The following is a 21,490-nucleotide window of genomic DNA, read 5'->3' on the forward strand; positions in this document are numbered from 1 at the left end:
TCTTCCCATGATCAACGTGACCAATCGTACCAATATTAACATGCGGTTTTGTTCGTTCAAACTTGCTCTTCGCCATTTGAGCTCTCCATTTTCCGTCCAAGCCAAGGACTAAGTTAAAAATTAATTACCAACCTGAAATTACGCGTATTTCTTTTGAATCTCCAAAGCAACAGCTGAAGGCACAGGCTCGTAATGATCAAACTGCATTGTATACTGCGCACGCCCCTGACTCATAGAGCGAAGAGTATTCACATAACCAAACATATTTGCCAAAGGAACCATTGCATTCACAACCGTTGCAATGCCGCGCGCTTCAGTTCCTGAAATCTGCCCCCGACGAGAATTGAGATCACCAATAACATCACCAACATAATCATCTGGAGTAACAACTTCCACCTTCATGATCGGTTCAAGAAGCTGTGCACCAGCCTTCTTTGCCCCATCACGAAAAGCCGCACGAGCAGCAATCTCAAAAGCCAAAACCGAAGAATCAACATCGTGATAGCCACCATCAATGAGAGTCGCTTTTACACCAAGCATAGGAAAGCCCGCAAGAGGACCTGACCCCATAACACTCTCAATCCCTTTTTGGACACCGGGAATATATTCTTTAGGAACAGCACCACCAACAATCTTTGACTCAAAAATAAAGTCATCACCATCATGAGGCTCAAAAACAATTTTCACACGAGCAAATTGACCTGCACCACCCGATTGTTTCTTATGCGTATAATCAATTTCCGCCATTTTAGTAATTGACTCACGATAAGCAACTTGAGGCTGCCCAACATTTGCTTCAACCTTAAACTCACGCCGCATACGATCAACAATAATATCAAGATGAAGCTCACCCATTCCAGCTATAATAGTCTGACCAGATTCCTCATCCGATTTAACACGAAATGAAGGATCTTCGGCTGCTAGACGGTTAAGAGCAATACCCATTTTTTCTTGATCTGCTTTTGTCTTCGGTTCAATTGCAATCTCAATAACAGGCTCTGGAAATTCCATCCTCTCCAAAATAACAGGTTTCAAAGGATCACAAAGAGTATCCCCTGTTGTCGTCTCCTTAAGTCCTGCAAGAGCAACAATATCACCAGCAAATGCTTCTTCAATATCCTCACGAGAATTTGAATGCATTTGAAGCATACGCCCCAAACGCTCTTTTTTCTTTTTCACAGTATTCTCAAGAGAAATACCTTTCTGAACTTTACCTGAGTAAATACGACAGAACGTCAATGAACCAACAAAAGGATCATTCATAATTTTAAAAGCAAGCATAGATAACGGAGCATCATCAGAAGATTCGCGTGTCGTCTCAGCCTCAGTCTTTACATCAATACCCTTAATCGCCGGAATATCAATTGGAGAAGGAAGATAGGAAACAACAGCATCCAAAAGTGGCTGCACCCCCTTGTTTTTAAAAGCCGTACCACAAAGAACCGGATGAAACTGAACTTCTACTGTCCCCCTACGAATGAGAGAAACAAGCTGCTCGTTGGTTGGCATAACACCTTCCAAATAAGCCTCTGTCGCAGCTTCATCAACCTCCACAGCCATCTCAATCAATTTCTCGCGATATTCTTCAGCTTTCTCCTTTAAATCAGAGGGAATTTCACTTATCACTGCCGAGGCACCAATAGAACCATCCCACTTTAAAGCCTTCATTTCTACAAGATCAACAACACCTTCAAAGTCATTTTCAGCACCAATCGGCAACTGCAAAACAAGCGCTTTAGCACCTAACCGAGAACCAACCATCTCCACACTACGATAAAAATCAGCTCCTATTTTGTCCATTTTATTAACAAAAACCATACGAGGCACGCGATACTTCTCAGCTTGCCGCCAAACAGTTTCCGTCTGAGGCTCCACACCAGCATTTGCATCCAACAAGGCTATTGCACCATCAAGAACACGCAAAGAGCGCTCAACTTCAATCGTAAAATCAACGTGCCCTGGTGTATCAATAATATTAAAGCGACGCTTCCGACCGTCCTGCCCTTCCCAAAACGTCGTTGTCGCAGCAGATGTAATCGTAATACCGCGCTCCTGCTCCTGCTCCATCCAATCCATTGTAGAAGCACCATCATGGGTCTCGCCAATTTTATGATTCTTACCGGTATAGAACAGAATACGTTCAGTCATCGTAGTCTTACCGGCATCAATATGCGCCATAATACCAAAATTACGATAATCTTCAATTTTATATTCGCGAGCCATTATATTTGCCTTAGTTTAAAACTTCTACCAGCGATAGTGAGAAAAAGCACGATTAGCTTCAGCCATACGATGAACATCTTCACGCTTTTTCACGGCAGAACCACGATTATTAGCCGCATCCATCAATTCACCAGATAAACGCTCAATCATCGTCGTTTCATTTCGACCACGTGCCGCCGCAATCAACCAACGAATAGCAAGAGCCTGACGACGATCAGGACGAACATCAATCGGAACTTGATAAGTAGCGCCACCAACACGGCGTGAACGAACCTCAATGTGAGGAGCAACATTCTCTAAAGCTCGATGAAATAGAGCCACAGGATCTGTTTTTACTCTTTTTTCTACAGAATCGAGCGCACCATAAACAATACGCTCTGCAACTGATTTTTTACCATCAAACATAATGGCATTCATAAATTTCATAATAACCAAATCACCAAATTTTGGATCTGGATTAATCTCACGCTTTTCTGCTCTATGACGACGGGACATTGGCTTTGTCTCTCAATATTATTTTGGACGCTTTGCGCCATACTTTGAACGACGCTGTTTACGATTCTTGACACCCTGCGTATCAAGCAAACCACGAATAATGTGATAACGAACTCCTGGCAAATCTTTCACACGACCACCACGAATCATTACAACAGAGTGCTCTTGAAGATTATGTCCCTCTCCAGGAATATAACCAATCACCTCGAATCCATTCGTCAAGCGAATTTTAGCAACTTTACGAAGAGCAGAATTAGGTTTCTTCGGCGTTGTCGTATAAACACGCGTACAAACACCACGCTTCTGCGGATTCGACTGCAGAGCAGGAACCTTATTACGTTTAACTGGCGCTACACGCGGCTTGCGAATCAACTGGTTTACGGTAGGCATGCAACCTTCCTCTTTTCGATCTACATTCGTCTCACCCAATCGGGCTTTTCTATTTTCATCTCTATCCACCCCAACAAAATCGGAGCAGATATCTAAGTCTACACACAAAATCGGGCACACCTGCAAAAAACAGTTTACCCGACCACAAGCAGAGAAGGCAATAGCCTTTTGCACTAGCATTTGCTTTTAATCTTCTTAACACCTGTGAATAATCCGGTTCATATCCAAAACACCTGATTACATTCACATCGGTTATGTCCATCTCTAATAGCGAGAACACGTACATTCGTCAAGAACTAAACAGCAGAAAGTTTTTAAAAATGAAAATAAATTAAATTTTAAAGCTTTAAATTTGCTTTTACCGCTACTCTTGATAAATCAATTTACCATAAGTAATATCCCTATAAATAAAAAAGTAGCGATATGACTGTAGTAAAACATAGCAGTAAATTGAATTGCATATTTGATATCTAATGATGAGCACCATGAAAATAGCAACGTGGAATATTGCTGGAATAAAAGCGCGACATGAAACATTATGTCAATGGCTGCAGCAAAGCCAACCGGACATAGTCTGTTTACAGGAAATTAAAAGTATTGATGAAAATTTTCCACGCGATACAATTGAAAATTTAGGTTACCATATAGAAACACACGGACAAAAAAGTTTTAATGGCGTTGCGATTCTCTCTAAAAAAACACCAGATGAAGTGATCCGTCGATTACCAGGCAATGATAATGATAAACAAACACGTTACATTGAAGCTGTTTATTCAACAAACAAAGGTGTTGTTCGTGTTGCATCTCTCTATTTGCCAAATGGGAATCCTATTGAGAGTGAAAAATATTCCTATAAGATAGAATGGATGGAAAGATTATATACACATGCAAAATCATTGCTTGCGTATGAAGAACCTCTTATTCTAGCAGGTGATTATAATGTCATCCCCACTCCATTAGATGCAAAAAAACCTCAAGAATGGTATCAAGATGCCTTATTTCTTGGAGAAACAAGAAAAGCATTCCAACGTATTCTTCATTTAGGTTTTTATGATGCTATCCGGAATGTCACCGATACTCCCTCCTTCAGTTTTTGGGATTTTCAGGCAGGTGCTTGGCCTAAGAATAATGGGATTCGCATTGATCATTTATTATTATCACCAGAAGCTGTTGATCAATTAATTTGCGCTCATAGCCAAACAGAAGTAAGGGGATATCAAAAACCATCCGACCACGTTCCTGTTTGGATTCACCTTAATATCAATTAAGAAAGTAAAATCCTCATTTCATGAGACAACAAAAAAATTCCACTCAAAAATAATAACTATGCTACAGCATATAAACAGTATATCTTAAGCAAATAAAATAAAAATAAATGAATGGAGGACATAAATGAAGAAATCATTATTAATGCTTATTGCAGCAACGGCCATTGGATTCTCAAGTTTCGCGCATGCTGAACATGATACTCTTGAAAAAATAAAACGAACAGGGGAAATTACTTTAGGTGTCCGTGAATCATCTGGTTTAGCCTACGCCCTTGGTAATAATAAATATGTAGGTTTTCATACAGAAATGGCAGAACGGATCATTGATGATATCTCAAAAAAAATTGGTAAACCAATTAAAGTTCATTATCTTCCCATCACTTCTCAAAATAGAATTCCTCTCTTAAAAAATAAAACCTATGATTTTGAGTGCGGCTCAACAACACATGATATTGCCCGCAGTAAAGAAGCAGCATTTGCTTATACGACATACATTGAAGAGGTTCGGATTGCTGTAAAGAAAAACTCTAACATTAAATCTCTTGAGGATTTAAATGGAAAAACAGTTGCAACGACCACCGGTACAACATCTGTTCAACTTATTCGTAAAAATAAACGTGCAAAAAACATTCAGTTTAAAGTTTTAAAGGGGAAAGATCACGGAGATAGTTTTTTATTATTAGAATCTGGTAAGGCAGATGCTTTTGTCATGGACGCTTCAATTCTTGCTGGACATATTGCTAAATCAAAGAATCCATCTGATTATGTCATTCTTGATACTGTACTTTCAGTCGAACCTATTGCCTGTATGCTCAGATTAAATGACAAAAAATTTGAACAAACAATCAACGATAGTATCGTACGTCAGATTAAAGATGAATCACTGGAAAAGCTTTATAATAAGTGGTTTATGAAACCGATCCCACCTGCTAACACTGTTATGAACCTTCCCTTATCAAAACAAACAAGATATGCTTGGGATCACCCAAATAATAAGCCTCGAGAAAGCTACGCAGAAAAAGATTTATAGAGTTTAATAAAGAAGAACCACACTCTTTTGAAATTGAGTGTGGTTTATATTTTAATTCACTTTTTAATAAATCTGGACTATGTAGATGCGCGTGGTTTATTGTCCTATTTGTGAATGACTAATTTGAGGGAATATCAATTAATGGACTTTTCTTTCCTTTGTAGAGATGACCTTACTCAAACATTGGTAACAGGATGCTTGGGAACTCCCGGCGTAAGTCATACCTATTTAGATACACTTCTCGATGGCTTAAAAAATACAATTATATTGTCTATCACTTCACTTATATTAGCTGTATTGTGTGGTGTTATTATAGGAACAATGCGCACTTTACCCAAAACATCCATAATCAATTATATATTTCGCACTATCGGTACTATTTGGGTAGAGATTATGCGTAATATTCCCCTCCTTGTACAAGTGTTTTTGTGGTATTTTGTTGTTCCGAAGATTTATCCACCAGCGATGAAATTTTCCCCCATTCTCTTAATAACATGCGCATTGGGATTCTTTACATCTGCACGCATTGCTGAACAGGTTCGTTCAGGCATTGAAGCGATTCCTTCTGGACAACGCTATGCTGCTATGGCAATGGGATTTACAACTTATCAAAGTTATCGCTATATTATACTACCACGTGCTATACGTGCAATTATGCCACCTCTTACTTCAGAAGCAATGGGGATTGTGAAAAATTCATCTATAGCATTCGCCGTTTCAATAAATGAGCTCATGCAATTTCAATACCAAACAATTGAAGAAGTAAGCCATGTTTACGAAAATTATTTGCTTGTTACGATCCTTTATATTCTAATAGCCTTATTCGTATTCATTGTGATGACAGTCATTGAACAAATACTCAAAATTCCTAATTTTCAAACAAAGGGAAATTGAATATGGTGAATTTCATAAGCTCTCAGTTTGGACTTTATTTTCCTTTCAATTTTTCCGACTTTGATTTTTCCTTTTTTACCTTTGATGTATTTCGTTCTTACATTTTATCAGGTTTACTCTTTAGCGTTTTTCTAACTCTTTTTGCAACGGTATTGGGGTTTGTTTTCGGCACACTTTTAGCAATGATGCGCCTTTCTTCCATAAAACTTCTTTCTTGGTTTGCAATCAGTTACATAACAGCTATGCGTTCAATACCACTTGTGATGGTTATCTTATGGTTTTTCGTGCTTCTGCCTTTTTTAACTGGTATATCCATTGGTGCAAATAAATCAGCACTCATTACCTTTACCGCATTTGAAACGGCTTATTTTGCTGAGATTATGCGTGCTGGAATCAATTCAGTTCCGCAAGGACAAAAATATGCAGGACAAGCTCTTGGAATGACATATTGGCAAAGTATGTACATTGTCATTCTTCCTCAAGCCTTTAGAGATATGCTTCCAGTCTTTTTAACACAAGTTATTATCCTTTTTCAGGATACAACCCTTGTTTATGCCATCAGTGGTCATAGCCTTTTGAATGGTTTTGATATTGCTGCTAATAATTTTGGTGTAAAGCAAGAAGCTTATATCTTAGCAGCTATTTTCTATTTTGTTATCTGTTTTACACTGTCACAAATAGTTTTGTATTTACAAAAAAAAGTATCCATTATTCGCTAACAGGAAAAAAAATGTCTACTCATATGATCGAAATAAAAAATGTTTCTAATTGGTATGGCGAAATTAAAGTCCTTAAAAACTGTACAACCAACATTAATAAAGGAGAAGTCGTTGTCGTTTGTGGTCCATCAGGCTCAGGAAAGTCAACACTCATTAAAACTATTAACGCTCTCGTCCCTTTTCAAAAAGGTGAAATTTGGATTAATGGAATACCAGTTCATTCAAAAAAAACGAATCTGCCTAAATTGCGAAGTCAGGTAGGAATGGTGTTTCAACACTTCGAGCTTTTCCCCCATTTATCTGTCACAGAAAATTTGACAATTGCACAAATCAAAGTCCTAAAACGAAGCAAAAAAGAAGCACTTGAACGTGGATTGTTATATCTTGAACGCGTTGGACTCATTGAACACAAAGATAAATATCCTGGTCAACTTTCTGGAGGGCAACAACAACGTGTTGCTATTGCACGTGCCTTAACTATGGATCCACTTGTCATGCTTTTTGATGAACCAACATCTGCTCTAGATCCTGAAATGGTAGGTGAAGTACTCGATGTCATGATTAGCTTAGCAGAAGAAGGTATGACGATGATTTGTGTAACCCATGAAATGGGATTTGCACAAAAAGTATCGGAGCGTGTTATTTTCATAGATCAAGGAACAATTCTTGAAGACTGCTCATCTAAAGAGTTCTTTTCTGATCCGCAAGCAAGAAAACCGAGAACGCAAGAATTTTTGTCTAAAATCCTAAGTCATTAGCCGTTAGATTATCAAAAAAAGCTATCTTTACTATGAACTTGTATACAAGAAAACAGAGTTTAATATAAGATGAGAGAATGTAAAAATATTACAATCAGATGTTTAAAAACTGTTATTCTTTAAAATCTCAACAACCAGTGAAATTGCTGTACGTCTCTCAGATTCATTACAAAGAGCAAAAGCCTCTTCTTGCAAAGGGTGAATCCAATTTTCGTCTTTTACGTTAGCTTTTTATAGGCAGCAGTTAACATTGCTGCCCCACGGACAATTTTTCCTTCTTTAAGCAGTATATTTCCAAGCATTGCTTGGGCAGAAGGATTTTCTTTTTTTGCTGAAAGTTGAAACCATCGTGCTGCTTGTATAAGATTTTTCTCCCTTCCCTCTCCCTTTAAAAATATTTTTCCTAAATGATACTGAGCTTTAGGATTTCCATAGTTTACCGCAGCCTGCATATAAAGATGAGAAGCATAAGAAGGATCAGGTTTCACAGGTGATTGAGGAATACCTTTTTTTATGTATCCGGCAAGTTTAATCAATGCATCAGAAACATAACTTTCATCCTCTGAACCAAGATCAGCACCTTTTTCAACAATATATGCAAAAAAATTATATGCCTTATAATCATTTTTAGGGACACCATCACCGTTTGCATAGATAGAGCCAAGTTTCCAATTCGCACCAATATAGCCTCTCTTAGCAGCACAACGTAATGCTGCAATAGCCTGAGTTATATGCCCATTTTTATAAACAGACATGCCACGTTTTAAAAAATAAAACGAACCATCATTCGCTTCTTGCAAGCTATTGACATCTATTACATAAACAGTCGAAAAGAATCCCTCTAAAATCACAACAATCGTGACTTTTTTCCATATCTGAAACCTATTAACCATTCCCCCTACCTCAATTTTAATGATTATATCTGTTACAAATTTCTTTGTAGATATTTAAACTCTTTTTCTTAGTAAGAAGCATACGCAATTTTAAAGTAAAAATTTTAAAAGAAAAAACAAATAGATAAAAACCATCCAATAGGATTTATCGATCTTAAAATTTTATACGTATGAGCAAAAATCGTTCAATAGAATAACGTGCATTAAACAGCAACTTGAGAACGAAGAGAATACATGATGAATGGTAAACGTTTGAGTATAAAAAACAATACGAAAGATGGATAAATATAATGATGATAGTTAACTTATAACTTCACGACTGCCTTACCACCTTAAAGATGAAGTTTTTTGCCTCCGTCAATCTATAAACAATACAGCTTTTTGTTTAACGGATTGCACCTAACATCATTTCACATGGGGTTACTTCATACTTTACACACAAGTTCTACCTCAGAATACTCACCACTACATACAAAAATACCACATGTGTAATTTTACATGCCTTATATTGCTACTCTAAATGATGATATTTCACAGAAATAAAACAAGATATTGATTTATAATGATACTTTACCATTTTGCATGTTGAATGAGGACCTCGAATATCGTAAGATTCTCTCATTCCAAACCTGTTCCATGTTAAATCAATCAAAACCATCCGCTTGCACATTACAAGTAGAGAGAGCTATGTGGATAAAAACTCTGTGTAAGAAAGAACTAAAAATGCCTCTTACGAACGGTTTGAGCTAAGGGTTGTCCGGATATTGGACAGAATGGTGCCCCCAGCGCTTGTTACTTCACAAGCATAAAGAAGGGAAGCTCAATAGATTTACCGTTATACCATTCATGATCTACGTCGTGGAATAGGCTTGGATGCCTTAAAAGATGTCTCTTTAATGATAAACATAAAACAATGGATTTCAGTAGAGATTTTATGATCGTTCATGAAAAACTAACAAAAGAAAAAGTTTCCTTTTAAAGAAGATCTATACTAGCCCTACTGGTATGCAATTATCTATCAAAAAAATAAAAAGTTGAAATCAATCTAACCGCTCTAAAGCAACAAATATTTTTTTCTGCGCTGCACGCAGTTCTACAACCCTGTTCCGCTCACGCTCAACAATTTCTGCTTTTGCATTTGCTATAAATTTGGGATTGTTTAACTTAAGCGATATTTTTTCAATATCTTGTTCAATTTTACTGACATCCTTCCTCAAACGAACACGTTCAGCCTCCAAATCAATCAACTGTCCTAATGGTAAACAAAAAACAGCCTCTCCCAAAATCATTTGTGCTGATATTTCCGGAACTTTATCAGAGAAATCAATAACTTCAATACGCGCTAATTTTTTTAGAAGTGCATCATAACGCTTCACACGCTCTCGCGTTACTTCCCCTCCTTCAACAACAACAAGAGGTGCTTGTGTCGCCACTGGAATATTCATTTCAAAACGTACAGACCGAATCCCTGTGACGACATCAATAAGCCAATTAATATCATCAGCAGCTTCTTCATCTATCAATGTTTCCTCTGGCCATTTTGTCAATGCGAGCATATCCTCACGCTTGATGGCTTGCGTTTCTGTAAGATACCACAACTCTTCCGTCATATAAGGCATAAAAGGATGAAGAAGTTTATAAACTTCATCTAAAACCCAAGCAGTACAAGCTTGAGCCTCATTTTTAGCATCTTCATTTTCCCCCTGAAAAATAGGTTTGAGAAGCTCCAAATACCAATCACATAATGTATTCCAAATGAAACGGTAAAGAGTGGCAGCTGACTCATTAAATTTATAGTGTTCAATACCAGTCGTAACTGCTGAAATTGTTTTAGATAACTCTGTTAAAATCCAACGATTAAGCGCCAGTTTTGCTTGTTCTGGTTTAAAAGCTGGATCATGCTTCACACCATTCATCTGTGCAAATCGGGTAGCATTCCACAATTTCGTAGCAAAATTACGATAACCAGCAATACGGGAAACATCAAGTTTTACATCACGACCTTGTGCTGCCATAATAGCTAAAGTAAATCGAAGTGCATCAGCACTATATTGATCAATAAGCTCTAAGGGATCAATAATATTTCCCTTTGATTTTGACATCTTTGCACCCTTTTGATCCCGTACAAGAGCATGCACATAAACCGTTGGGAAAGGAACGTCACCCATAAAGTGAAGTCCCATCATCATCATACGAGCAACCCAGAAAAAAATAATATCAAATCCTGTCACAGATAAAGATGTTGGGTAAAAAGTAGATAATTCAGTCGTTTTATTTGGCCATCCTAATGTTGAAAAAGGCCAAAGAGCTGATGAAAACCAAGTATCTAAAACATCCGGATCACGGATTAATTCAACAACCTCACCATAATGAGCAAAAGCTGAATCTAAAGCCTCTTTTTCACTTTTTTCAACAAAAACCGTTCCATCAGGACCATACCAAGCAGGAATCTGATGTCCCCACCATAATTGGCGAGAAATGCACCAAGGTTGAATATTTTCCATCCAATTGAAGTACGTCTTTTTCCAGTTATCTGGAACGAACTGCGTTTTGCCTTGTTGAACAGCCTCTATCGCTGGCTTTGCTAATTCAGCAGCATGAACATACCATTGATCTGTCAAAAAAGGCTCAATAGGGACACCACTGCGATCTCCATGAGGAACCATATGGGTATGATCATCAACAGAAGCTAAATATCCCTGTTCTTCCATCAAAGAAACAATCTTCTGGCGAGCAACAAAACGATCAGATTTATCGAGATTTTCTACTAACATTTTTAATTCATCTGATAAAATCAAACCATCGAAAAATGCTTCATTTTCACGAAGAAAAATCTCGGCTTGCTGGGTAAAAATATTGATCAAGCGTAAATGATTACGCTGTCCTACTTCAAAGTCATTAAAGTCATGAGCCGGTGTGATTTTTACAGCACCACTTCCAGCCTCAGGATCAGCATGGCTATCACCAACAATTAATAACCTACGACCAACAAGCGGCAAAAGAGCATTTTTACCGATAAGATTTTTATAACGCTCATCTTCAGGATTAACAGCAATTCCTGTATCACCAAGCATTGTTTCTGGTCGTGTTGTCGCCACTGTTATATAAGTTGTCGCATCATTTGGATCAAAAATTTTACCTTCAAGTGGATATCTAAAGTGCCACAAATGTCCTTGAACTTCTTTTTGCTCAACTTCAAGATCTGAAATAGCTGTCAACAATTTAGGATCCCAATTGACGAGGCGCTTATCCCTATATATCAACCCTTGCTTATAAAGCGTGACAAAGACTTCACGAACCGCCTGCGACAACCCCTCATCCATTGTAAACCGCTCACGCGACCAATCACATGAAACCCCAAGGCGACGCAACTGGTTTGCAATAACGCCTCCAGTTTCATAACGCCATTCCCAAATACGCTCAATAAACTTTTCTCTCCCCATTTCTTGACGCGTTGGCTCTTGACGTTCTGCAAGTTGACGTTCCACAACCATTTGCGTAGCAATCCCAGCATGATCCATACCAGGCTGCCACAACACATTTTTGCCACGCATCCGCTGAAATCTAACTATTATATCTTGAATTGTCGTATTGAGCGCATGCCCCATATGAAGTGAGCCTGTAACATTAGGAGGTGGAAGCATAACGCAAAAAGGTTCTGCATCGCTTTTAGAACCAGCTCCCGCTTTAAAAGCCCCACGAGTCTCCCATCTCTTTGCAACCCGTTGCTCTATAGAGGAAGCATCATAGTTTTTTTCTAACATTCTATCCATCCATAACGCCGCTGAAAAACACAATATATGATCAAAACCTGATCAGAATCTCGTGAATCTCAGCCATTCACTAGAGAGCTCGCAAAATCGCAAACAAAATCCCCATAAAATGAAAAACATAAAAATAATTAAGACGATTTTTTAATCGCCTTCACAATCTCTTCACGCAAAATATCTTCCAGCAAAATAGGCAATTTAGACTGTAACCATTCTGCTATAGCCGGACGCAACACATCCTTTGCAATCTTTTCTGCAGAAGAAATACAATATGCAGACAATTCCACATGACCATCCCTTCCAGCGTCTGACTGTGATTTCCTTATCTCATCTTCATATTCTTTTGCTTTATAAACAGAATTCCGTTCTTCAGAAGAAAGCTTCATCTTTTGCATATCCATACCAACTGTATTATTTTCTGCCTCTATATCCTCTTTCTCTTGCGTTATCTTCCCTCCTTGATTTTCAGAAGAAAGACCAATACGATCAGCTAAAGCTTTCATAGCATCATCAACCGATAAGGTTGTATCATAAATACCCTCGGATGCCACTTCTGAAGCATTCACTGCAACATCTTCATTTAAAAAGTGATCAGATTGAACCGCATTTTCTTCGATTATTTCACGAATAGATGTTAAAATTTCATCCATACTTGGCTCACGTAACACGCTTGAACTCTGTACCATACTTTACAACCTCTCAAAGACGCAACAACAAATAGAATCATATTTTCAGTGTATGCAAAAGAATTATAAGATCAACATGCCTCCTACGATATTTTCAAATATGCTTGTCATAAAGAGGGCGCTACACACAGTTTTCTACACTTAGTAAAAATAATATCTCGCCGCAATATCTTTCAACATATTCAACTGTTGATTTACTAATCTTTTAAAAACTAAAATAATTTAATAAGATTCAAAGAGATACTTTTATGTATTATCGGATATATTTAATTGTTTTTAAACCTAAATAACTTGCAGTCAATTTACCAATAGAAGATTGAACACTATAGCTCGCCACAACAGCATTACGCTCTGCCATTGCAAGCGCAATCTGAGCATTAATCAATAGAGTACGAGAATTTAAAACATCCAGCGTCGTTGCTTGCCCTACGCGATTTTCTTGAACACGACCTTTCAGAGCAATTTCAGCAGCACGAACACTTTCACGGTAAGCAACAACAGATGAGCGTGCGCCCTCCAACTGAAACCAAGCAGAAGTAAGTGCTTGTCGCGTATTACTATGCGCCAAATCGAGTTGAAGCTGCGCCTGTCCAAGCTGTTCCCTTGATTGGCGAATTTGCGCAGACGTACGCCCTCCTTCAAAGATTGGGACACTTACTGACAACCCTATCGATTTAGAAACGCCATCTTCTCCAACCCCGCTGTAGATTCGATTATAAGATGCAGTTGCAGAAAAATCAACTTTAGGGAGCAATGCCCCTTCTTTCGCCTTTACATTATAAACACTCGCATCGACTAAATATTTAGCATAAAGGATTGCTGGATGCATCACAACGCTCATTTGGTAAGCCATATCAAGGTTGACGGGAAAATCTTTGGCTACAGGTGGGCGTTTTAACTTTTCAGGATCAGAACCAATAACTTGTCGATACACTGCCTCTGCTGCTTTTACATCAGAACGAGCAAGACTCAGCTCTGAAACCGCCACGGAACGTGCAGCTTGAGCTTGAGCAAGATCAACATGCCCTCCTTCACCCACATCAAATTTTGCTTTATTTGAACGAACTTGTTCCTCAAGAGCTGCCAAATTTTCTCTCCGAAGATCGGCAACACGACGTGCGTGATAGACATTAGCATAAGCGGTCACCGCCTCCAGAAACGTATTTTGTTCAACATTACGAAGATATTCACGCTGGGCCTGCAACTTAACTTGAGCTGAAGAAAAGATATTTTGCGTGATAAAACCATCAAATAATCTTTGATTTAATCTCACTCCTATAGATCCAGAAGTGACATAAGGACCTGTAAAAGACTTATTGCGCCCATAGTTCCCAACCCCCTCAACCTGTGGCAATAGCCCCGATCGCGCAATGACAACATCATCACTGGATATACGCACAGCTGCACGTTCACTATTCAACTTAGCATTATATTTATAAGCCTTAGAAAAGGCATCCATCAATGTTTCAGCACAAACAGCCTCTGATAGAAAAACACTCAACACCAGCAATAAACACGCCTGAAACTTCTTGTTTACTCTAAACATAATACACACAATAACAAACCCCAAATAAATTACAAAATTATCTTTTATTCACAAAACAAACAAGCACTAAAACACAAAACCAGGTGTTTTGAAAAAACAAGGAAGAGGCTTTACAGCGAGGTTAAAAGCACGACGAGCCGAGATGATCCCATCTTCTTTTATATAGATTTGTGCAACAGCAGCATTTCCATGCCCTTCAACCACAACAAGACGTCCACAGTCTTTCATTTGATCAAAGATACCTTGAGGAATAAAATCAACAGATCCCTCAATGAAAATCACGTCATAAGGTCCCTCAACGGCATATCCTTTCTCTAATGGACCATGAACGACAACCACATTATCACATTGATTCCGTTCTAAAGCTTCAAGAGCACGTTCAAAGAGAGATTTATCACTTTCCAGCGCAATCACAGACCCTGCAAGTTTTGCAAGCAACGCTGCACAATAACCACTATTTGCACCAATATCTAAAACAACATCTGATGATTTTACAGCGGCAAGCTGTAGTAATTTCGCTAGAGACGCAGGTTTCATCAAATAGCGTGCAGGAACCCCATCTTGCTCTGGACATAGAACAATATCAGTATCAAGATAACTTAACACTTTCATATCTTCCGATACAAAATCTTCACGAGATACCGTTAAAAAGGCTTCAAGAACTGATAAATCCGTTACATCGACTGTACGAACTTGATTGTCAACCATTTTGCGACGAAGCTCAGCAAAATCTGCAACCATAACGAATATTTTCTCCTAACCTACAAAAAACAAACAAAACAGCGACAATAAGGGATAAAGATCTCTTAAACTATGGGCGTTACAAAAAAGGATACTACAGTCAACAATTAGATTTTAACTGTATAATCTCTCATACAAAAGTGTCTTCACAAGAATAGAGGGAAATAATCTATTTTCCTATACCTCATCTCCCTTAAAAGCCGTTTCGTTTAAAATCGGCTGGAGGCCTCGCCCGGAATCGAACCGGGATACAAGGATTTGCAGTCCTCTGCGTAACCATTCCGCCACGAGGCCTCGTCAACAAACATAAAGGTTTCAATAAGGGAAGGCAACGCATCCGTCAAGGTGTAGAAATATTCTCTCGCCTTTTTTCCTCTTATTACACAATTTATCATATTTTTTTAAAAAAAGTAATTTTATCCTTTGCAAATCAGTATTGCTTTGCTATAGCCTTTTCAACGAGATGATTGGGCACCATTCCCCGGTAGCTCAGCGGTAGAGCAACCGGCTGTTAACCGGTTGGTCGCTGGTTCGAATCCGGCCCGGGGAGCCACTTTTCTTTTATTCCACGTAGTTTATTGTTTTTTCTAAAGTTTTTAGACATGAGGGATTCGTTAATAAAAGTAATGGAATAGGATTTTTGCAATAAAGTAGAAACGCAATATCCTACGGGATGTGTTTTTTGCAATGAACGCAAAAAGCGATTGATTCATTTTAAATACTTTTTTCAAACTACCGCGCCTTTATAAGAGGACACTGCAATTATTTGCACATTATAAATTACGATTTCGTTCATCAGAGATGAATTATTAAGCTCCATCAGCAATGAATCGGTCTCATATATTTTTTCCCAAAGAAAGAATGATTTGTACTCAATAAAGGAATTAAACTTAAAAACCTGCTCATGAAGCAATCATTTTGAAAAATGAAAGAAACAACAATCAAGGTCATATATTATCTCCATACACCCCACATAACCTCCTCCCCATCCTAAAAGCAAAAAAACATAAAACAAGTCTGTAAACACTCCGACGTCTTATCTAACAGGTTATTTCTCCTGCTAACCACTTCAACGCTTTACAAACAACCTTGCCTTGTTCACCACACTGTCATAAAACATTTAATACATAAAATCTTATAGGCTTTATATCCCCCAAATAATAGTTTTACAGTAAAAACCAAGATAACGAGCTAAATTGTTAAGAATCCTGAGAAAGCCTTCAGAAATCATGACATTCTCGCTATTGTATTATGCAGTCACATGCTTTTTTAAAGAGATATCTCTTAAATCCGCCAAGACTCTTTCACAATGACACCCGTAAATGGTATAAAATGAAATCGATTGATCAGCCCCATCTTTATTTATAATAAAAGCCATACCATCGTACTATTTTCCAACTCTCAATCTCAGCAATCCCCCATTGCCTTGGAAAGAGTTTATAAAAATTATTTTATTTATTTTTCAAATGATTATCTATATGACAACTTCACACATCACGTGCAAGCGAATACTTTTGATTGATCCGCATAAATAACTTCAAAATGAAAAAAATACGATATAATGAATTATTCAATATATAAAACAATGAGTTATTATTAGACATCAATTTTAAAATTAAAAGTTATCATTAAAGATAAAACACATCCTTTATAAAAATAGTTTTATATAAATAAAATCTACTTTTATTCCCATTTAAAAAAATAGGAATAAAGCAAATAAATAATTGCCTCTACAATAAAGATTTTTAATAAATCCAAAAAGTTAGAAGTTTTCATTTCTAAAAAATGAAAACCTCTAAAGGATCTTCTTACTTTGATAAGAGTATTTTATAGCTCTTTTCAATTGAGAATAAATCAACAAAAGTAAAAAATCTCCAGTACATGATCTTTTTTCAAGACTTTATCTAAGCAGCCCTCTTAACTGATTTTCGAAAACGAAGAGGCTTTGCACGCTTTACTACTGCTTTTGCTTTTTTATGCCTCTCATTTTGAGGTGAAGAATTCTTTCGTTGCAACTGTGCAGCATCATCTTTTCGACTTACAAACTGTTTTTGACGTTTAGATTTTTTAAAACGGCGTTCCTTATCATTTGCTTTTTCTCTACTTTCTCGCACAATTGGCTTTTCTGGAAACGCTGCAAATTGTTCTGGAACAGACTCAGCCACCAATTTCATACGAATCAAGCGCTCTATAGCACGCAAGCGGGACCTTTCTGTCTTCTCATCAAAAAGCGTAAGTGCTTCACCTGATGCACCATTGCGTCCTGTACGACCAATACGATGCACATAACTTTCAGCTTCATCTGGTAAGTCGTAATTAATAACGTGGCTTATCCCTGGTATATCAATACCGCGTGCAGCAATATCTGTTGCCACTAGGATCTGCACAGATCTTTCACGAAAAGCTTTTAAAGCAGACTGGCGAGCACCTTGTGATTTATTTCCATGAATTGTTGCGACTAAATATCCTACCTTTTCTAAACTACATGTGACAGCATCTGCCCCATGTTTAGTTCGAGTAAAAACAATAACCGAATCAAAAGCTGGATTTGTCAAAAGTTTACTTAAAACATTCTTTTTTTCATTCGTAGGAACACAATATAATTTTTGGCAAATCTCTACAGCCGTAGTACCTTGAGGAACAACTTCAATTTTAACCGGATCATTGAGCAAACATTTTGCAAGCACAGCAATTTCCCTCGGCATTGTTGCAGAAAAGAGTGCTGTCTGACGCTCTTGATGCAAAAGCTTTGCAATTTGCTTAACATCATGAATAAAACCCATATCCAACATACGATCTGCTTCATCCAAAATCAAAAAACGAGATTGGGAAAGATCAACACACTTTTCACGAACAAGATCTCTCAAACGCCCTGGAGTCGCTATCAAAACATCCACACCTGCTTCCATACGTTTAATTTGTTTTAAACGTGATACGCCCCCAAAAATAAGACATGTTGAAAGATGTGCTCCTTTCGCCGTAGTGCGAATCGTTTCATCAATCTGCACAGCAAGTTCACGCGTTGGAGCTAAAATCAAAGCGCGTGCAGTTTTAGGGCAGCGTTTATCACCTAAAGCCAAAATCTGACTTAAAATAGGCAAACTAAATGCCAAGGTTTTTCCAGAACCTGTCTGAGCAACACCTAAAATATCGTGTCCTTTCAACATAACTGGAATAGCTTGTTCTTGTATAGGTTTAGGTTTACTCATCCCAGCAATGAGTAAATTTTTAATCAAAAGAGTAGGCAAACCTAACTTTGTAAAAACATTTTCTTCTTTTATAGGCAAAATAAAATCTTTCCTTAGCTGAAGAACTCAAAAGAAGTAACCATCTGAACTCTCCACTCAAGAATCCGCGCAAGAGAAATCCCTGACATTTTAAATGAAGCAACGCCTAAAAAGCGGCTTGCGCAACTCATGAACACCTTGAAATCAAGATAAAGGCGTATAAACTTCACTTTACAAAAAGCCAACAAACCAGCCTAAATGCCTTCATCTCTATTATCTTTGGATTATGATAAAAAAGCAAGAACTTTACGAAATACATTTATCATGAATAAAAACAATATTTAGATCGTTTACTTTTTGATGATTGTGTCCATCGGTAAATGTACCTTGATAAAATCAGGATAAATCTCGAGAAAAACTGGATTTTGTAAAGTTTTTTGACCGCCATAAATTAAATACCATTGGTTTTTATCAAAAATCGCCAAAGTTTTATATTGAATGATGCGATCTTTCATCTCAAGAACTGTTGGAATTAAAGCATACAAAGTACCGTTATCAGTTTGTAAATACTCTATATTTTCTTTATCTAAACAATAAGCACCAGAAGGCAACCCCTCAAATTTCTTATGCAACTGTTGAAGAAAATCACTACGTAAAGCACTCTCTGTTGTATTCAATCGATGTGCCATCTCTTTATAAAGCCGCTCAGGCATATAACGAGAAATAGGCATAAAATCCCCATTTTTTATAGCATTATTGACATCAACAACGACTCTTGAAAGTTCATCTTTTTGTACTATTGTTGGCTGAGATGCTAAACTCTGTTGATTAACAATCAAAAAGAAAAATAGACTCAGCACCGAATAAAAAATAGGTTTCATCATTATACTTCTTGTTTTAGTAAAATTTCAGTTTCTCAAATAACAAAATCAAATAACGTTTGATCATCAGTAATATCACGATAACGCCAACCTAACGCTTGAAATTTTTCCTCTAAAAGACAAAAATTACCGTATTTTTTTGTTTCAATCGCAACCAATACAGAACCAAAGTTTCTCGCTGACTTTTTAAGATATTCAAAACGTACGATATCATCATCTGGTGATAATGTGGAAAGAAAATGACGCAATGCACCAGGATGTTGCGGAAAACTAAAAATAAAATATTTTCTCAACCCTTGGAAACGTAAAGAACGCTCTTTAATTTCTGGCAAACGCTCAAAATCAAAATTACCTCCTGAAATAACGAGAAGAATTTTTTTCCCCTTTAACTCTTGAGGAGGAATACTGTTAAGCGCATCAATCGATAAAGCACCAGCCGGTTCCAGAACCACACCTTCAACATTAAGCATTTCAACCATCGTAGAACAAACGCGGTTTTCAGGAACCGTAATGACAGAATCAGGGGGAAATTGCTTTAGAATTGTATAGTTTAGAGCACCAATTTCAGCCACAGCAGCACCATCTACAAAAGTGTCAATGCTTTCAAGCTTGACGCGTTTTCCACTCTCCAAACAAGCAAGCAAACTTGCAGCTCTTTGCGGCTCAACAAAACGAAGCTTTGTTTTCCAACCATATTCATGTAAAAACTTGCTCACTCCACTTGCCAAACCACCCCCCCCTACCGGCACAATCATCAAATCTGGCTCACTTTCTCCATTGAGTTTTTTCCATTGTAAAGCAGCTTCACAAAGCACTGTTGCCTGCCCTGTAATAATGCGAATATCATCGAAAGGTGGAGCCATTACACCACCGCTCTCTACGACAAAGGATTGCGCAGCTTCATAACATTGATCAAATGTTTCACCAACCAAACGAATATCAATGAATTCTTTACCAAAAATACGTGTTTTTTCAATTTTTTGTTGTGGCGTTGTCATAGGCATGAAAATCACGCCTTTACGTTTAAAATAACGACAAACAAAAGAAACCCCTTGCGCGTGATTCCCCGCTGAAGCACAAACAAATGCAGAATCTGGTGATATACAGCTAAGCATTTCTGAAACAAAATTGAAAGCACCACGAATCTTATAAGACCGCACCGGTGTTAAATCTTCACGCTTTAAATAAATTTCTGCATCATACTTTTGACTAAGAAAATCATTTCTTTGAAGTGGTGTTTCAGCAAACACGTGATGCAATCCCACCATAGCTTTTGTGACGTCTTGAATAAATTGACTCATAACACTAATCATTTCATACTTTATTTACATTATAAAAGCTTTTTCTATCGATAAAGGAAACTATTGTCAGTCAAAATTTCACTAAAAAATGAAAAATGTTTCTTTTGTCATTAATTCTTGATTCAATAAAAGATATAGCTTATGAGAGAACTCACATCGCGGACGTGATGAAAACGGTAAACATAGCAGACTTAAAATCTGCCGGTCGAAGACCTTGCGGGTTCAAGTCCCGCCGTCCGCACCAGATTATCTTAATCTCTCTTATTTTCCAATGATTTATTAAAAATCAAAAAAAATTAAAGCACCTTCTAAACCACCTTTCGTAACTTTATTATAACGCTATAAGACGGCACCGCGGTGGTACTAAAATACGAATCATTGCTGCTTTTTGAGGTACCTTTTTAGCACTTTGACCTCCTCCTCGTCTTTATAGGATGGAGAGGCAATCAATATTGCTAATTTGGGATTGGCTTATACTCTTCATGACTCTTGTAAAACGACGCAAAAGCTCAGAAAAGAGATAGATGCAAAAGACAAAATAATAGATAAAGAAGCTGAAATAATACGTGCACAAAAAGATGTGATTCAAAAACAAGAAGAGTTAATTCGAAAATCAACTGCTTCTAAGATTATTTTTCCTCGAATGGCAGTAAAAAATTGGCCCAAAA

At 37.5% G+C, this 21,490-nt stretch carries 15 protein-coding genes, 3 tRNA genes and 2 pseudogenes; 7 read left to right on the plus strand and 13 right to left on the minus strand.

Annotated elements, in window-relative coordinates; translation table 11 throughout:
• From ACFINX_RS07545 to rpsL, 4 genes and pseudogenes are all read right to left on the minus strand, one after another.
• A pseudogene (locus ACFINX_RS07545) lies at nucleotides 1-76 on the minus strand (elongation factor Tu); the annotation flags it as partial.
• Nucleotides 77-138: 62 nt separating this feature from the next.
• Nucleotides 139-2,223 carry an elongation factor G gene (gene fusA, locus ACFINX_RS07550; protein WP_375607436.1) on the minus strand — a complete coding sequence of 695 codons (2,085 nt, stop codon included), beginning with the start codon at nucleotides 2,221-2,223 and terminating at the stop codon, nucleotides 139-141.
• 24 nt (nucleotides 2,224-2,247) lie between these two features.
• Nucleotides 2,248-2,718 carry a 30S ribosomal protein S7 gene (gene rpsG / locus ACFINX_RS07555; protein WP_015856589.1) on the minus strand — a complete coding sequence of 157 codons (471 nt, stop codon included), beginning with the start codon at nucleotides 2,716-2,718 and terminating at the stop codon, nucleotides 2,248-2,250.
• An 18-nt stretch (nucleotides 2,719-2,736) separates the two neighbouring features.
• A complete protein-coding gene (gene rpsL / locus ACFINX_RS07560) occupies nucleotides 2,737-3,108 on the minus strand; it encodes a 30S ribosomal protein S12 (protein WP_005773262.1) in 372 nt (123 codons plus the stop codon).
• 485 nt (nucleotides 3,109-3,593) lie between these two features.
• Here rpsL and xth point away from each other — a divergent pair, with 485 nt between their 5' ends.
• The 5 genes from xth to ACFINX_RS07585 all read left to right on the plus strand — a co-directional run bounded on the left by xth (nucleotide 3,594) and on the right by ACFINX_RS07585 (nucleotide 7,777).
• Nucleotides 3,594-4,376 carry an exodeoxyribonuclease III gene (xth, locus tag ACFINX_RS07565; RefSeq protein ID WP_375668574.1) on the plus strand — a complete coding sequence of 261 codons (783 nt, stop codon included), beginning with the start codon at nucleotides 3,594-3,596 and terminating at the stop codon, nucleotides 4,374-4,376.
• Between the two features lie 124 nt (nucleotides 4,377-4,500).
• Entirely contained in the window at nucleotides 4,501-5,406 is a 906-nt protein-coding gene (locus ACFINX_RS07570; RefSeq protein WP_375612441.1) for a transporter substrate-binding domain-containing protein, read from the plus strand.
• 141 nt (nucleotides 5,407-5,547) lie between these two features.
• Nucleotides 5,548-6,300: an amino acid ABC transporter permease gene (locus ACFINX_RS07575; protein WP_375612442.1), complete on the plus strand. Its 753-nt coding sequence runs from the start codon at nucleotides 5,548-5,550 to the stop codon at nucleotides 6,298-6,300.
• Nucleotides 6,301-6,302: 2 nt separating this feature from the next.
• Nucleotides 6,303-7,019 carry an amino acid ABC transporter permease gene (locus tag ACFINX_RS07580; protein ID WP_375612443.1) on the plus strand — a complete coding sequence of 239 codons (717 nt, stop codon included), beginning with the start codon at nucleotides 6,303-6,305 and terminating at the stop codon, nucleotides 7,017-7,019.
• 11 nt (nucleotides 7,020-7,030) lie between these two features.
• Nucleotides 7,031-7,777 carry an amino acid ABC transporter ATP-binding protein gene (locus ACFINX_RS07585; RefSeq protein WP_273791447.1) on the plus strand — a complete coding sequence of 249 codons (747 nt, stop codon included), beginning with the start codon at nucleotides 7,031-7,033 and terminating at the stop codon, nucleotides 7,775-7,777.
• 102 nt (nucleotides 7,778-7,879) lie between these two features.
• Here the strand turns inward: ACFINX_RS07585 and ACFINX_RS07590 are convergent.
• From ACFINX_RS07590 to ACFINX_RS07615, 6 genes and pseudogenes are all read right to left on the minus strand, one after another.
• Nucleotides 7,880-8,670 (minus strand): annotated as a pseudogene (locus ACFINX_RS07590) (tetratricopeptide repeat protein).
• A gap of 1,040 nt (nucleotides 8,671-9,710) precedes the next feature.
• Nucleotides 9,711-12,434, minus strand: coding sequence for a valine--tRNA ligase (locus ACFINX_RS07595; protein WP_375638316.1), 2,724 nt, complete (start codon nucleotides 12,432-12,434; stop codon nucleotides 9,711-9,713).
• Nucleotides 12,435-12,571: 137 nt separating this feature from the next.
• Complete coding sequence (locus ACFINX_RS07600) at nucleotides 12,572-13,126, minus strand: DUF2497 domain-containing protein (protein WP_375612445.1); 555 nt, start codon at nucleotides 13,124-13,126, stop codon at nucleotides 12,572-12,574.
• A gap of 253 nt (nucleotides 13,127-13,379) precedes the next feature.
• On the minus strand, nucleotides 13,380-14,672 hold the full coding sequence (locus ACFINX_RS07605) for a TolC family outer membrane protein (protein WP_375613721.1): 1,293 nt from the start codon (nucleotides 14,670-14,672) through the stop codon (nucleotides 13,380-13,382).
• A gap of 66 nt (nucleotides 14,673-14,738) precedes the next feature.
• On the minus strand, nucleotides 14,739-15,413 hold the full coding sequence (locus tag ACFINX_RS07610; RefSeq protein ID WP_375668575.1) for a protein-L-isoaspartate O-methyltransferase: 675 nt from the start codon (nucleotides 15,411-15,413) through the stop codon (nucleotides 14,739-14,741).
• A gap of 220 nt (nucleotides 15,414-15,633) precedes the next feature.
• Nucleotides 15,634-15,707 (minus strand) — tRNA-Cys (locus ACFINX_RS07615).
• A gap of 184 nt (nucleotides 15,708-15,891) precedes the next feature.
• On the opposite strand from ACFINX_RS07615, the gene ACFINX_RS07620 reads away from it, so the two are divergent.
• Nucleotides 15,892-15,966 (plus strand) — tRNA-Asn (locus tag ACFINX_RS07620).
• 1,351 nt (nucleotides 15,967-17,317) lie between these two features.
• Here the strand turns inward: ACFINX_RS07620 and ACFINX_RS07625 are convergent.
• The 3 genes from ACFINX_RS07625 to ilvA form a co-directional block, all read right to left on the minus strand.
• Complete coding sequence (locus ACFINX_RS07625; RefSeq protein ID WP_375668576.1) at nucleotides 17,318-18,700, minus strand: DEAD/DEAH box helicase; 1,383 nt, start codon at nucleotides 18,698-18,700, stop codon at nucleotides 17,318-17,320.
• A 290-nt stretch (nucleotides 18,701-18,990) separates the two neighbouring features.
• On the minus strand, nucleotides 18,991-19,521 hold the full coding sequence (locus tag ACFINX_RS07630; RefSeq protein WP_375632657.1) for a hypothetical protein: 531 nt from the start codon (nucleotides 19,519-19,521) through the stop codon (nucleotides 18,991-18,993).
• A gap of 35 nt (nucleotides 19,522-19,556) precedes the next feature.
• Complete coding sequence (ilvA, locus tag ACFINX_RS07635; protein WP_375612449.1) at nucleotides 19,557-20,834, minus strand: threonine ammonia-lyase IlvA; 1,278 nt, start codon at nucleotides 20,832-20,834, stop codon at nucleotides 19,557-19,559.
• Nucleotides 20,835-20,980: 146 nt separating this feature from the next.
• Here ilvA and ACFINX_RS07640 point away from each other — a divergent pair.
• Nucleotides 20,981-21,066 (plus strand) — tRNA-Leu (locus ACFINX_RS07640).
• Nucleotides 21,067-21,490 lie beyond the last annotated feature (424 nt).

Origin of the sequence: Bartonella sp. AP36NXGY (assembly GCF_042195865.1) — a bacterium.
Classification (GTDB): Bacteria; Pseudomonadota; Alphaproteobacteria; order Rhizobiales; family Rhizobiaceae; genus Bartonella.

Coding starts and splice junctions, on each gene's coding strand:
- rpsG (WP_015856589.1), bottom strand. CDS start 2,718: ATGTCCCGTCGTCATAGAGCAGAAAAGCGTGAGATTAATCCAGATCCA.
- xth (WP_375668574.1), top strand. CDS start 3,594: ATGAAAATAGCAACGTGGAATATTGCTGGAATAAAAGCGCGACATGAA.
- ilvA (WP_375612449.1), bottom strand. CDS start 20,834: ATGATTAGTGTTATGAGTCAATTTATTCAAGACGTCACAAAAGCTATG.
- fusA (WP_375607436.1), bottom strand. CDS start 2,223: ATGGCTCGCGAATATAAAATTGAAGATTATCGTAATTTTGGTATTATG.
- ACFINX_RS07585 (WP_273791447.1), top strand. CDS start 7,031: ATGTCTACTCATATGATCGAAATAAAAAATGTTTCTAATTGGTATGGC.
- ACFINX_RS07605 (WP_375613721.1), bottom strand. CDS start 14,672: ATGTTTAGAGTAAACAAGAAGTTTCAGGCGTGTTTATTGCTGGTGTTG.
- ACFINX_RS07595 (WP_375638316.1), bottom strand. CDS start 12,434: ATGTTAGAAAAAAACTATGATGCTTCCTCTATAGAGCAACGGGTTGCA.
- ACFINX_RS07570 (WP_375612441.1), top strand. CDS start 4,501: ATGAAGAAATCATTATTAATGCTTATTGCAGCAACGGCCATTGGATTC.
- rpsL (WP_005773262.1), bottom strand. CDS start 3,108: ATGCCTACCGTAAACCAGTTGATTCGCAAGCCGCGTGTAGCGCCAGTT.
- ACFINX_RS07630 (WP_375632657.1), bottom strand. CDS start 19,521: ATGAAACCTATTTTTTATTCGGTGCTGAGTCTATTTTTCTTTTTGATT.
- ACFINX_RS07575 (WP_375612442.1), top strand. CDS start 5,548: ATGGACTTTTCTTTCCTTTGTAGAGATGACCTTACTCAAACATTGGTA.
- ACFINX_RS07580 (WP_375612443.1), top strand. CDS start 6,303: ATGGTGAATTTCATAAGCTCTCAGTTTGGACTTTATTTTCCTTTCAAT.
- ACFINX_RS07610 (WP_375668575.1), bottom strand. CDS start 15,413: ATGGTTGCAGATTTTGCTGAGCTTCGTCGCAAAATGGTTGACAATCAA.
- ACFINX_RS07600 (WP_375612445.1), bottom strand. CDS start 13,126: ATGGTACAGAGTTCAAGCGTGTTACGTGAGCCAAGTATGGATGAAATT.